14 protein-coding genes are annotated in these 12,170 nt (G+C 77.3%); 8 read left to right on the top strand and 6 right to left on the bottom strand.

What is annotated here, in order from left to right; all coding sequences use genetic code 11:
* Window positions 1–685 (bottom strand): helix-turn-helix domain-containing protein (locus VGB14_11235; protein HEX9993492.1); only part of this gene is annotated, 685 nt, incomplete at its 3' end.
* A gap of 41 nt (window positions 686–726) precedes the next feature.
* Here VGB14_11235 and VGB14_11230 point away from each other — a divergent pair.
* The gene (locus VGB14_11230; protein ID HEX9993491.1) at window positions 727–1,524 is read left to right on the top strand and encodes an LLM class F420-dependent oxidoreductase; all 798 of its coding nucleotides are present in this window, start codon (window positions 727–729) and stop codon (window positions 1,522–1,524) included.
* On the opposite strand, the gene VGB14_11225 is transcribed toward VGB14_11230, so the two are convergent.
* Entirely contained in the window at window positions 1,413–2,363 is a 951-nt protein-coding gene (locus VGB14_11225) for a class I SAM-dependent methyltransferase (protein HEX9993490.1), read from the bottom strand. The two genes, VGB14_11230 and VGB14_11225, sit on opposite strands and share 112 nt — an antisense overlap.
* Window positions 2,364–2,394: 31 nt before the next feature.
* Between VGB14_11225 and VGB14_11220 the strand changes: the two genes are divergently transcribed.
* From VGB14_11220 to VGB14_11210, 3 genes are all read left to right on the top strand, one after another.
* Window positions 2,395–3,030 (top strand): hypothetical protein, encoded by a 636-nt coding sequence (locus VGB14_11220; protein ID HEX9993489.1) that lies wholly within the window; start codon window positions 2,395–2,397, stop codon window positions 3,028–3,030.
* Between the two features lie 84 nt (window positions 3,031–3,114).
* Entirely contained in the window at window positions 3,115–4,584 is a 1,470-nt protein-coding gene (gene rfaE2, locus VGB14_11215; protein HEX9993488.1) for a D-glycero-beta-D-manno-heptose 1-phosphate adenylyltransferase, read from the top strand.
* A 38-nt stretch (window positions 4,585–4,622) separates the two neighbouring features.
* A complete protein-coding gene (locus VGB14_11210; protein HEX9993487.1) occupies window positions 4,623–6,173 on the top strand; it encodes a glycosyltransferase family 9 protein in 1,551 nt (516 codons plus the stop codon).
* Here VGB14_11210 and VGB14_11205 read toward each other — a convergent pair.
* From VGB14_11205 to VGB14_11190, 4 genes are read right to left on the bottom strand one after another with little or no spacing between them, the layout of a single operon-like run.
* Window positions 6,170–6,994, bottom strand: coding sequence for a glycosyltransferase (locus VGB14_11205; GenBank protein HEX9993486.1), 825 nt, complete (start codon window positions 6,992–6,994; stop codon window positions 6,170–6,172). The genes VGB14_11210 and VGB14_11205 overlap by 4 nt on opposite strands.
* A 51-nt stretch (window positions 6,995–7,045) precedes the next feature.
* The gene (locus VGB14_11200; protein HEX9993485.1) at window positions 7,046–8,422 is read right to left on the bottom strand and encodes an NAD-dependent malic enzyme; all 1,377 of its coding nucleotides are present in this window, start codon (window positions 8,420–8,422) and stop codon (window positions 7,046–7,048) included.
* 4 nt (window positions 8,423–8,426) lie between these two features.
* Window positions 8,427–8,846 carry an organic hydroperoxide resistance protein gene (locus VGB14_11195; protein ID HEX9993484.1) on the bottom strand — a complete coding sequence of 140 codons (420 nt, stop codon included), beginning with the start codon at window positions 8,844–8,846 and terminating at the stop codon, window positions 8,427–8,429.
* 17 nt (window positions 8,847–8,863) lie between these two features.
* Window positions 8,864–9,628 carry a maleylpyruvate isomerase family mycothiol-dependent enzyme gene (locus tag VGB14_11190; protein HEX9993483.1) on the bottom strand — a complete coding sequence of 255 codons (765 nt, stop codon included), beginning with the start codon at window positions 9,626–9,628 and terminating at the stop codon, window positions 8,864–8,866.
* A 10-nt stretch (window positions 9,629–9,638) separates the two neighbouring features.
* On the opposite strand from VGB14_11190, the gene VGB14_11185 reads away from it, so the two are divergent.
* The 4 genes from VGB14_11185 to VGB14_11170 form a co-directional block, all read left to right on the top strand.
* A complete protein-coding gene (locus tag VGB14_11185) occupies window positions 9,639–10,289 on the top strand; it encodes a TMEM175 family protein (protein HEX9993482.1) in 651 nt (216 codons plus the stop codon).
* 47 nt (window positions 10,290–10,336) lie between these two features.
* On the top strand, window positions 10,337–10,831 hold the full coding sequence (locus VGB14_11180) for a DUF6766 family protein (GenBank protein ID HEX9993481.1): 495 nt from the start codon (window positions 10,337–10,339) through the stop codon (window positions 10,829–10,831).
* Between the two features lie 3 nt (window positions 10,832–10,834).
* Entirely contained in the window at window positions 10,835–11,680 is an 846-nt protein-coding gene (locus VGB14_11175) for an alpha/beta hydrolase (protein HEX9993480.1), read from the top strand.
* Window positions 11,680–12,170, top strand: a 491-nt coding sequence (locus tag VGB14_11170; protein HEX9993479.1) for a DUF2071 domain-containing protein, incomplete at its 3' end; no start/stop codon positions are given. The genes VGB14_11175 and VGB14_11170, both read left to right, overlap by 1 nt.

Below are 12,170 nucleotides of genomic sequence, written 5' to 3'. Positions count from 1 at the left end.
CCGGCCCGCACGGCCGGTGGCCGGTGGCGGCCAGCCAGGCGAGCACGGCGCCGGCCGCGGCCGGCACGCCCGCGTAGGGGCCGACGACCACGGCGGCCGCCACCCGCCGGGCCGGGAGCACCACGCCGGCGCCGGCGCCCGCGCCGGCGGCGCCGGGCGCGAGCGGGACGGCGACCTCCACGTCGACCTCGCCGCCGCCGGCCCCGTGGACGAGGGCCAGCGGGGCGGCGACCGCCCTGGCCCCGGCCGCGGCCACCCGCTCCTCGACGTCCACGAACAGCGCGCCCACGTCGCCCTCGCCGGACACCGTGGCCCGCCGCGTGGCGTAGGCGGCGGCCGGGACGGTCTTGGCCGTCACCGGCACGGCCGGGTCGAACACGTCGAGGGCGGCCAGGCGCCGGTCGAGCTCGTCCCGCTCGGCGAGGATGGCCCGCCGGCGGGCGGCCAGCGCCTCCCGGTCGAGGGCGCCGTCGCCGGCCAGCAGCCCGCCGGCCTCGTCGAGCCCGAAGCCCAGCCCGCGGAGGGCGACGAGGCGGGCGACGACCGGCAGCTGGGCCGGCGAGTAGTACCGGTAGCCCGACGACGGGTCGACGCGGGCCGGCGGCAGGAGGCCCCGCTCGTCGTAGTGGCGGAGCATCTTAACGCTGACCCCGGCCAGCGCCGCGAAGTCCCCGATGCGCAGCACGCCTTGACTCTCCCACCGGGGGAGGCCCGAGTGTGGCGCCCGTGCACCCGATCAGGATCGGCGTCCAGCTCCACCCCCAGCACGGCGAGGCGAGGGCGCTGCTCGACGCCGGCGTGGCCGTGGACCGGATGGGCGCCGACCGGCTGTGGACCTGGGACCACTTCTTCCCGCTGTACGGCGACCCCGGGGGCCGCCACTTCGAGTGCACGTCGCTGCTCGCCGCCTGGGCGGCGGTGACCGAGCGGGTCGAGCTCGGGCCGCTCGTGGCCTGCGCCGCCTACCGGAACCCCCACCTGCTGGCCGACGTGGCGAGGACCGTCGACCACCTGAGCGGCGGCCGGTTCGTGCTCGGCCTCGGCGCCGGGTGGTTCGAGCGCGACTACGAGGAGTACGGGTACGCCTTCGACCCGCCGGGCCGGCGCCTCGACCTGCTCGAGCGGACGATCGAGGCCGTGCGGGAGCGGTGGCCCCGGCTGGTGCCGCCGCCGGTGCGGCCGGTGCCGCTGCTGATCGGCGGGACCGGCCCCCGGCGCACGCTCCGGGTGGTCGCCCGGCACGCCGACGAGTGGCACGCCATGTTCCCCGACCACCCGGGCGAGGCCGAGGCGTCGGTCGCCGCCCTGGCGCGGTGGTGCGAGGTGGAGGGGCGGGACCCGGCCACCGTTCGCATGGGCGTCGGGATCGAGCCGGGGGCGCTCGGCCGGGACCTGGCCGAGCACGCCGACGCCTACGTCGCGCTGGGGTTCACCGACTTCTCGCTCGGCGTGAACGGCCCGGCCTGGGACCTCGGGCCGGTCGGCGACTGGCTGGCCTGGCGGGACGAGCGCAACGCCGGCTGACCCGGGCGGGTGGCGGTCACCAGCCAGGCGGCCACGCCGAGGGTGACGCCGCCGGGCCCGAGGCGCGACCCCAGCGCGGCCCGCAGCGCGTCGACGGCCGCCGCCCTGGCCGCCTCGGGGGCGCCGTCGAAGAACCGGCGGTGCAGGCTGTTGTGCAGGACGAACCGGCAGGCCTCGTCCAGGTCGCGCCCGATCACGGCCGGGCGGTCGACCGGCTCGGCCGTCACGTCGGCCAGCCCGGCCGCGGCCAGCGTGCGGAGGACGAGGTCGCGGTCCCTGAACGAGAACGGCCCGGCCGCGGGGCCCTCGTCGCGGGGCCGGCCGAGGTGGGCGCCGACGGCGACGGCCGGCACCGTGACCCAGGAGTTGCGGAGCGGGTGGCGGAAGCACACGAACACCAGCCGGCCGCCGGGGCGCAGCGCCGAGCGCAGGTTGGCGAAGGCGGCGACCGGGTCCTCGAAGTAGGTGATGCCGAACCGGCTGAGGACCACGTCGAAGGCGTCCGGGCCGAAGTCGTGCACCTGGGCGTCGGCCCGCTCGAAGCGCACGTTGCCGAGGCCGGCGTCGGCGGCCCGCTCCCTGGCCCTCGCCAGCATCGGGCCGGACAGGTCCACGCCGAGCACCGGCCCCGGCGCGGCCCGCCGGCCGGCCTCGATCGTCGACGCCCCGCACCCGCAGCCCACGTCGAGGACCCGCTCGCCGGGCGCGACGGCGGCCGCCTCGGCCAGCGCCTCGCCCACGGGGGCGAGCGCGAGGTCCCAGCGCTCCTGGAGCTCGACCCAGCGGCGTCCCTCGGGGCCGTCCCACTCGTCGCGCTGCTCGGCGTTGGGCGCGTGCACCGGGGGCGACCGTAGCGGCGACGATGCGGCCGTGGACGCACCTCGGCTGGCCGACCTCGCCGCCGTCCTCGGCCCGCCCGCGGGCGCCGCCGACGCCGCCTTCCGGGCCGCGACGGCGCCCGCCGCCGACCTGGCCGACCCCGCCCACCGCGCCGCCCTGCTCGGATGGCTGAACGCCTGGGGGTGCCGCATCCGGGTGCCCCGGCCGGGCGAGCCGTCCCCGTTCGACGGGGCGGTGGCCGGCTGGTGGGCCGCCTGGGGCCGCCGGCTCCCGGCCCGGCGGGCGACGGTGGCGACGATCCCCGACCGGGCCGTCGACGCCCTCGCCGCCGCCTACGCCGACCTGCGGGACCGGCCGGTGGCCCTCGGGCCCGGCGGCGGCCCCCGCCGCCTCGGGCCGACGGCGGCGGCCAAGGCCGTGCACGCCCTGCGGCCCCGGGCGGTGGTCCCATGGGACGCGGCCATCGCCGCCCGGCTCCACGGGGCCACGACGGCCGACGCCTTCGCCGCCCACCAGCGCCTGGCCCGGTCGTGGGCCGTCGCCCTCCTGGCCGAGGCCGGCACCGGCGAGCGGGCGCTCGTCGCCCGCCTCGGCCGGCCGGAGACCACGCTCGCCCGGCTGCTCGACGAGTACCTCTACCGCACGGTGACGAGGGGGGTGGGTTGAGGGCGGGCGGCAGGGGAAGGGATGGGTCGCCGTGGGCCGCCCGTCGCCCTCGGCACCACCGCGCGCCGCGCTGGAGCGGCGGGCGTGAAGCTCGCCCTGCCCTCCATCGTCGACGACTTCGAGGGCCGCCGCGTCCTCGTGCTCGGCGACGCCGTCCTCGACGTCTACCTGCGGGGCGACGCCGACCGGCTGTGCCGCGAGGCGCCGGTCCCGACCGTCGTCCTCCGCGACCACGCCGACGCCCCCGGCGCGGCCGCCAACGCCGCCGCCAACCTGGCCAGGCTGGGCGCCTCGGTCACGCTCCTCACCGTCGTCGGCGACGACGGGGCGGCCGAGCGGCTGGCCGGGATCCTGGCCGGGCACGGCGTCGACACGTCGGCCGTCGTGGCCGAGCGGGGCCGGGCGACGGTGGCCAAGCACCGCCTGCTGGCCGACGGCCAGATGCTGGCCCGCTTCGACGAGGGCAGCCTCCACCCGCCGGGCCGGGCCACCGTCGCCCGCCTGCTCGACCACCTGGACGCCGGCTTCGAGCGGGCCGACGCCGTGCTCGTGTCCGACTACGGGCTCGGCACCCTGCCCCGCCCGGTGCGCCGCCGCCTGGGCGAGCTCCAGCGGCGCCGGCCCCGGCTGGTCGCCCTCGACGCCCACGACCTCACCGCCTGGCGGGACCTCCGGCCGACCGTGGTGAAGCCGAACTACGACGAGCTCCTCGCCCTCCTCGGCCTCGGCCACCTGGCCGGGCCGACCCGGGCCGAGCTGGTCGAGATGCAGGGGGCGAGGGTGCTCGACGCCACCGGCGCCCAGGTCGCGGCCGTCACCCTCGACGGCGACGGCGCCGTGATCCTCCAGCGAGGCGAGCCGCCCTACCGCACGTACGCGCGGGCCGGCGCCCGCACCGGCGTGGCCGGGGCCGGCGACACCTACCTGGCCGCGTTCACCCTGTCGCTGGCGGCCGGCGCCGGCGCCGAGGTGGCCGCGGAGGTGGCGTCGGCGGCGGCCGGGATCGTGGTCGGGAAGGACGGCACGGCGCTCTGTTCGGCGGTCGAGCTGCGGGAGGCGCTCCACGACGACCGCAAGGAGGTGGCCTCCCTCGACCGGCTGCGCAACTGCGTGGCCCTGCACCGCCAGCGGGGTCACCGGCTCGTGTTCACCAACGGCTGCTTCGACATCCTCCACCCCGGCCACATCAGCTACCTGAACGGCGCCAAGGCCCAGGGCGACGTGCTGATCGTCGGCGTGAACGGCGACCGCTCGGTGGCCCGCCTGAAGGGGGCCGGCCGGCCCATCAACCGCCTCGAGGACCGGGTGCGGGTGCTCGCCGCGCTGAGCTCGGTCGACCACGTCGTGCCCTTCGACGGCGACACCCCGCTCGACCTCGTCGACGTCGTCCGGCCCGACGTGTTCGTGAAGGGCGGCGACTACACGGTCGACACGATCCCGGAGGCGGCGAGGGTGCGGGAGCTCGGCGGCGAGGTGCGGGTGCTGCCCTACGTCGAGGGCCGGTCGACGACCGGGATCATCGGTCGGGCGGCGTCGGCCGCCGCCGACGGTTGAGCCCGCCGGGCTGGGAGGGCGTCCGGCGCGTCCTCGCCGTGCGCCTCGACAACGTCGGCGACGTCGTCATGCTCGGCCCCGCGCTGCGGGCCGTCCGGCGGGGCCTGCCCGGGGCGACGGTCACGCTGCTGTGCTCCCCGGCCGGCAGCCAGGCGGCGCCGCTGCTGGCCGAGGTGGACGACGTGCTCGTGCACCGGGCCGTGTGGCAGGACGCGTCCGGGTCGATGCCGCTCGACCCGGCCAGGGAGCTGGCCCTCGTCGACCGGCTGCGGGACGGCCGCCACGACGCCGCGCTCGTGTTCACGAGCTTCGGCCAGACCCCGCACACGCCGGCCTACGCCTGCTACCTGGCCGGCATCCCGATCCGGGTCGGCGAGTCGAAGGAGTTCGGCGGCAGCGTGCTGTCCGTCGCCGCCCCGCCCCTGCCCGACGCGGCCCACCAGGTCGACCGCAACGTCCACCTCGTCGAGGCGGCCGGGTTCGCCGCCGACGGCCGGCACCTCGCCCTGCGCCTCCCGCCGGGGGCGGGCGCGGCGGCCGCTGGCGCGCTGGCCGGGGCCGGCGTGGACCCGGGCCGTCCGTACGCGGTGGTGGCGCCGGGCGCGTCGGCCGCCGCCAGGCGCTACCCGGCGGAACGGTTCGCCGCCGTCGTCGCCGGCCTGGCCGACCTGCTCCCGGTCGTCGTCGCCGGCAGCGAGCGGGAGCGGGCCCTCGTCGGGGAGGTGGCCGGCGACCGGGGCGCCGCCCTGGCCGGGCGCACGTCGGTGGCCGAGCTGGCGGCGGCCGTGGCCGGCGCCGCGCTCGTCGTCTGCAACAACTCGGGCCCGCTCCACCTGGCCGACGCGTTCGCCGTCCCCCAGGTCGTCCTCTACTCGGGCACCGACCTCGTCACCCAGTGGGAGCCCCGGTCGTCGCCGGCCGAGGTGCTGCGCCGCGACGTCTGGTGCAGCCCGTGCTACCGCTTCCGCTGCCCGTACGACCTCGGGTGCGTCGACGTGCCGCCCGCCGAGGTGCTGGCCGCCGCCCGCCGCCTGCTGGCGAGGGTTCCGCTCGCGACGGGCGGGTACCGCGCTGGCATGGACGTGGACATCATCGAGCTCCTCACCACCCAGCACCGCGAGGTGGAGCAGCGCTGGACGATGCTCCAGGAGGCCCGCCAGGCCGGGACGGGCGGCCCGTCCGGCGACCTCGGCCGGGAGATCGTCGCCCTGCTCTCCGGGCACGACGCGCTGGAGACCCGGCTCCTGTACCCCGAGCTGCGGGCCCAGGACGGCGACGAGGGCCGCGAGCTCGCCGAGCACGGCCTCGAGGAGCACGAGGAGGTGCGCGAGCTGCTGAGCCGGATGGACGGGAAGGACCCAGCCGACGAGGCGGTGTTCGCCACCTTCCAGGAGTGCCTCGCCGCCGTCATGGCCCACGTGCAGGAGGAGGAGGGGCGGATCTTCCCGCTGCTGCGCGCGTCGGTCGGCCAGGACCGGCTGCTCGACCTCGGGCGGCAGGCGTCGGCCATGGACGGCATGGCGCCGACCCACCCCCACCCGCACACCCCCGACGGCACGCTCGGGGCCACCGTGGCCGACCGCTCCTAGTCGGCGCGGTCGAGGACGAAGGGCGCGTCGACCTCGCGCCCGGGGGTCGTGGTCGGCACCTCCTGGTGCCAGGCCCCCGACGGCGCGAGGCCGGCGCCGCCCGAGCGGGCCATCACCCGCAGCTGGGCGACGACGTCCTCGCCGCAGTGGGCGGCCGGCAGGTCGGGCCAGAAGCCGAAGCCGCCGGCGTCGCGGAGCGCGGCGGTGTCGAACAGCACGCAGCCGCCCACCCAGGCGACCTTGTACAGCCGCTCGCACGAGCGGTCGACCCCGAGGCGCTCGCAGAGCCGGTGCAGGTGGGCGGCGAAGTGGAGGCGGCTGCGCTCCCAGCCGGGCCCGTCGGGCACGACCCGCTCGGGGCGCACCGGGCCGTCCCAGAACGGGACGGCGAGGTCGGGCGGCGGCTGATCGACCGCCGCCGCCGACCGGACGGCGCCCGGCGCGTCCACGAACGCGCCGACGAACCCGCACCGCTCGCGGCGGATGGCCCGCAGGAGCCGCTCGACCACGTCCGGCTCGAGCAGGACGTCGTCGTCGAGGAACAGGGCGTAGGGGGCGGTGGCCCGGTCGAGGAGAAACTGGCGCTGGTGGGCGAGCCCGCGGCGGGGGAGGTTCTTGTGGACCTCGACGGGGCGACCGCCGATCCGCAGCACTTCGGCGACGGCCCGCACCTCGGGCCGGTCGGCGGCGTCGAAGCCCTCCGTCTGGTCGGCGACGACCACCCGGAGGTCGCGGTGGGTCTGGCCGAGCAGCCCCGCCAGGGTGACGGCCAGCGCCGCCGGCCGCCCGCACGTGGGGACGAGCACGTCCACGCCGGCCACGGCGACCGACCGTACCCACGCGCCGGCCCGGGAGCCGCCCCTCCGGGACGGTCAGCCGGCGGCGGCGCAGACGGCGGCGGCGACGGCCGGCGCCACGCTGGCGTCGAACACGCTCGGGACCACGAAGTTCACGTTCAGCCGGTCCGGGGTGACCACGTCGGCGATGGCGGTGGCCGCCGCGCTCATCATCGCGTCGGTGACCTCGGTGGCCCCGGCGTCGAGCAGGCCCCGGAAGAAGCCGGGGAAGGCGAGCACGTTGTTGATCTGGTTCGGGAAGTCGCTCCGCCCGGTGGCGACGACCTCGGCGTGCCGGCGGGCCTCCAGCGGGTCGACCTCCGGGTCCGGGTTGGCCAGCGCGAACACGACGGACCGGTCCGCCATCGTGGCCACGTCGTCGCCGGTGAGGATGCGGGCGGCGCTGACGCCGATGAACACGTCCGCCCCGACCAGCGCCTCGCGCAGCGACCCGGCGACGCCGTGCGGGTTGGTGTGGTCGAGCACCCACCGCCGGTTGGCGTCGTCGCCGTCCTCGGGCCCCAGCACCCCCTCGCGGCCGACCGGCACGATGTCGCGCGCCCCCTGGCCGTGGAGGAGCCGGATGATCGCCGTGCCGGCCGCGCCCACGCCGGCGACCACGATCCGCACGCCGCCCAGCTCCTTGCCGACCACCCGCAGGGCGTTGGTCAGCGCCGCCAGCACGACGATGGCGGTGCCGTGCTGGTCGTCGTGGAAGACGGGGATGTCGAGCCGCTCGCGGAGGCGGCGCTCGATGTCGAAGCAGCGGGGCGCGGCGATGTCCTCGAGGTTGATCCCGCCGTAGACCGGGGCGATGGCGGCCACGATCTCGACGATCAGGTCGGGGTCCTGGGTGTCCAGGCACACGGGCCAGGCGTCCACGTCGGCGAAGCGCTTGAACAGCGCGGCCTTGCCCTCCATCACCGGCAGGGCGGCGTGGGGCCCGAGGTTGCCGAGGCCGAGCACGGCCGAGCCGTCGGTGACGACGGCGACGGCGTTGCGCTTGATCGTCAGCCGCCTCGCGTCCTCCGGGTTGGCGGCGATGGCCTCGCACACCCGGGCGACCCCCGGCGTGTACGCCCTGGAGAGGTCGTCGCGGTGGCGGAGGGGCACCTTCGGCTGGACCTCGATCTTGCCGCCGAGGTGGAGCAGGAACGTGCGGTCGCTGACCTTGCGGACCGAGAACCCGGGCAGCGCCCGCACGGCGGCGGTCACCTCGTCGCCGTGGGCCACGTCGACGACGTCGACGGTGACGTCGACCACGATGCGGTCGTGCTGGGACTCGACGACGTCGAGCGCGGTCAGCGCCCCGCCGGCGCTGCCGATCGCCGCGGTCAGGTCGCCGGTGGCGCCGGCGGTGGCCGGGGCCTCGACCCGCACGGTGACCGAGTAGCCGGGGCTGGGCGCGGGCACCGCGTCAGTCCCGGTGGAGGGTCAGGGTGATGTCGACGTTGCCCCGCGTGGCGTTCGAGTACGGGCACAGCTCGTGGGCCCCGGCCAGCAGCTCCCGGCCCCGGTCCTCGGGGACGCCGGGCAGCTCGGCGACCAGCTCGACGGCGAGGGCGAAGCCCCGCTCGCCACGGCCGATGCCGACCCTGGCGGTGACGGCGGAGCCCTCCACGTCGACCCCGGCCTTGCGGGCGACGGCCTTCAGCGCCGAGTGGAAGCAGCCCGCGTAGCCGGCGGCGAACAGCTGCTCGGGGTTGGTGCCCGTCCCGCCGGCCCCTCCCAGCTCCTTCGGGACCACCAGCCGCACGTCGAGCTCGCCGTCCGACGAGGCGGCCCGCCCGTCCCGCCCGCCCCAGGCCGTGGCCTCCGCGGTGTAGAGCGCGTCCATCCGCCCACCATGGCACGTCAGGCCCAGCGGACGTGCACCTGGTCGAGGAAGCGGGCGAGCACGGCGCGGTCGCCGGCGACGGTCAGGCCCCGCGGGCCCCGCCGGTTCCACAGGGTGAGGTGGACGGCGGCCGCCGGGCCGGTCACCTCGCAGTCCGCCGGCGCCGGGTCGCCGACGGCCGTGCCGACCCCGTCTGGGCCGATGCGGACCAGCCAGTCGCCGGGCACGTCGACGGTCCCGACCCGCAGCGACCGGGGCGGGTCGGCCCGCAGCCCCGTCCCCCGGGGCACGAAGCCGGTGAGCAGCTCGTCCACCCCGTCGGCGGCGAGGCGGGCGTCGAACGGGCCGTCGACCCCGGCGGCCAGCTCGGCGTCGACCCGGTGGACGGCCGTCTCGTGGGCCTGGCGGCGGGCCCACATGGCGAGCGGCGTCGGCGCCGGCAGGAACGCGAAGCAGGCGAGGCCGGGGTCGGCGCCGGCCAGGGCCTCGACCAGCGCGGCGTGGCCGTCGAGGAACCACCCGACCAGCGCGGCGTCGTCCGGCCAGGTGCCGACCACGTCGTCGAGGTCGGGGCTCCACGGCTCGGTGCGAGGGGCGGTGACGACCTCGGTGGCCCACCGGTGGACGCCGCCGAGGTGGCGGGCGAGGTCCCGCACCGTCCAGTCCGGGCAGGTGGGGACCGCAGCGTCGGGCCCGGCCCGCTCGACGGCGGCCGCGAACCGGGGGCCGTCGTCCCGGAGGGCGGCGACGTGCTCGTCGATCTGGAACAGGATGCCGGCCATGGCCGGGAGCATGGCAGTCGGAAAGGCCCGCTTGGAGGCGTTCTCGGATGGCGTGTTCGCCATCGTGATCACCCTGCTCGTCATCGAGATCCGCCCACCCGAGCTCGAGGAGGGCGAGCGCCTGGCCTCGGGGCTGTGGGACCAGTGGCCCAACTACGTGGGGTACGCCCTCAGCTTCCTGATCCTCGGGGTGATGTGGCTGAACCACCACCGGATGTTCCAGCCCGTCCGCCGGGTCGACGGCCGGGTGCTCGTCCTCAACCTGAACCTGCTCCTGTGGGCGGCGCTGATCCCGTTCCCGACGGCGGTCGTCGCCGAGCACCTGCGGGAGGGCGGGGACGACGCGAAGACGGCCGTCGCCCTCTACGGCGGGGTCATCCTGCTCACCGCCGTCTCGTTCTCCCTGCTGTACCTGGCCATCACGCGGGAGGGGGTGGTGGACGACCTGCCGCCCCGGCGCGAGGTGCGCCTGGCCCGGCTCCGCTTCGGGCTCGGGGTCGGCGTCTACGCGCTCGCCTTCCTGCTGTCGTTCGTGTCGCCCGGCCTCGCGCTGGTGGCCCACGCGGCGATGGCCGCCTACTACCTCACCGAGCAGGCGTCCCGCCTCCCGGCCGGCGGCCCGGCCCGACCATCCCCCGGGGGCGCGCCGGCCCACCCGTAGCATCCGCCCGGCCCCGCCCGGGTATCGGTGCGGCGGAAGGAGGTCCGATGGGTGGCGTGATGATGGTCGTGGCCGAGGTGCTGGCGCTCGGGACGCTCGTCTTCCTGATCTGGACGACGGTGAGGAGCATCCGCAACGAGCGGACGGGCGAGCGCGGCGGCGTGTGGCGGGAGTTCGGGCTCGGGCTGTTGCTGATGATCCTGTTCTTCGCCACCTGGATCGGCCAGGGGATCACGGAGTGGCAGGTGTTCACCGACGACGCGCGCGAGCACGGGGAGACCCCCGAGCTCGGCGACTTCGCCTCGGAGTTCGGGCAGTCGACGCTCGAGAACTGGCAGTCGGAGTTCCTCCAGCTGTTCTCCTTCGTCACGCTGTCCGCGCTGTACATCCACAAGGGCAGCGCCGAGTCGAAGGACACCGACGAGAAGCTCGAGGCCGCCATCCGGCGGATCGAGGAGCACCTCGGCACGCTCCCGCCCGACCCGCCGAGCGGCGAGAACCGCTGGCAGCTGCCCGACACGCCGGGCCGCATGTCGTCCTAGCCCATGCCGGCCGGGTCCACCGTCGAGCTCCACGCCGGCGGGCTGACGTTCCCCGCCCTCGCGGCCGGGCCCGAGGACGGCGAGCTCGTCCTCCTGCTGCACGGGTTCCCGCAGACGGCCGGCGCCTGGCGACCCCAGCTCGACGGGCTGGCGGCCGCCGGCTACCGGGCGGTGGCGCCCACCCAGCGGGGCTACGCGGCGAGCGCCCGGCCGCCCGGCGGACGGCGGGCCTACCGGCTGCCGGCGCTCGTCGACGACGTGCTCGGCATGGCCCGCCACCTCGGCCGGGACCGCTTCTCGGTGGTCGGGCACGACTGGGGCGGCGCCGTCGCCTGGGCCCTCGCCGCCCACCACCCCGAGCGGCTGCGCACGGTGGCGGTGGTGTCGACCCCGCACCCCCGGGCCGTGCGGGAGTCGCTCGGGCGCAGCCTCCAGGCCCTGCGGTCCTCCTACGTCGGCTTCTTCGCCCTGCCGGCGCTGCCCGAGGCCGTCCTCCTGGCCGGCGGCGGCGCCGTCCTGCGCCGGATGCTGGTCGGCTCCGGGCTCCCCGCCGACCGGGCCGACGAGTACGTCGCCGCCATGCGGGAGCCGGGGGCGCTGTCCGGCGCGCTCGGCTGGTACCGGGCCGCCCGGCCCGGCGACCTCGCGCTCGGCGACGTCAGCGTGCCCACCCTCTACGTCTGGAGCCCGGGCGACCCGGCCCTCGGCGGCACGGCCGCCCGCCGCACCGCCGCCCACGTCACCGGGCCGTACCGCTTCGAGGTGCTCGAGGGCGCCCCGCACTGGATCCCCGAGACCCGCCCGGGCGAGCTCACCCGGCTGCTCGTCGACCACCTGGGGTCGCGGTAGTGGCCGGGCGGGAGCCCGAGGAGCAGGTCCCCGTCCCGATCACGCTCCAGCGGTGGCGGGACATGACGTTCCTCCACTGGTCCTACGACCCCGACGTGCTCGCCGGGCTGCTGCCGCCCGGCCTCGAGCCCGACGTGCACGACGGGCGGGCCTGGGTCGGGATGACGCCGTTCGTGATGGACGCCATCCGCCCGCCGGTGGGCCCGGCCGTGCCCCGCCTGTCGACGTTCCCGGAGACCAACGTGCGCACCTACGTGCGGGGGCCGGGCGGCGTCGACGGGCTCTGGTTCCTCACCCTCGAGGCCGACAACCTGGCCCTCGTGCTCGGGGCCAGGGCGTTCTACGGCGTGCCCTACCGGTGGGCGGCGATGAAGGTCGACCGGGACGGCGACCGGGTCGTCTACCGCAGCCGGCGGCGGTCGTCGCCCACGGCCGGGCACCACGTCGTCGTGCGGCCGCTGCCGGGCGACGGCTGGGAGGCGGGGCCGCT

The sequence above is a fragment of the Acidimicrobiales bacterium genome, from assembly GCA_036399815.1.
Taxonomy (GTDB): Bacteria; Actinomycetota; Acidimicrobiia; order Acidimicrobiales; family DASWMK01; genus DASWMK01.
This window is presented reverse-complemented; position numbering and strand designations above follow the sequence as displayed.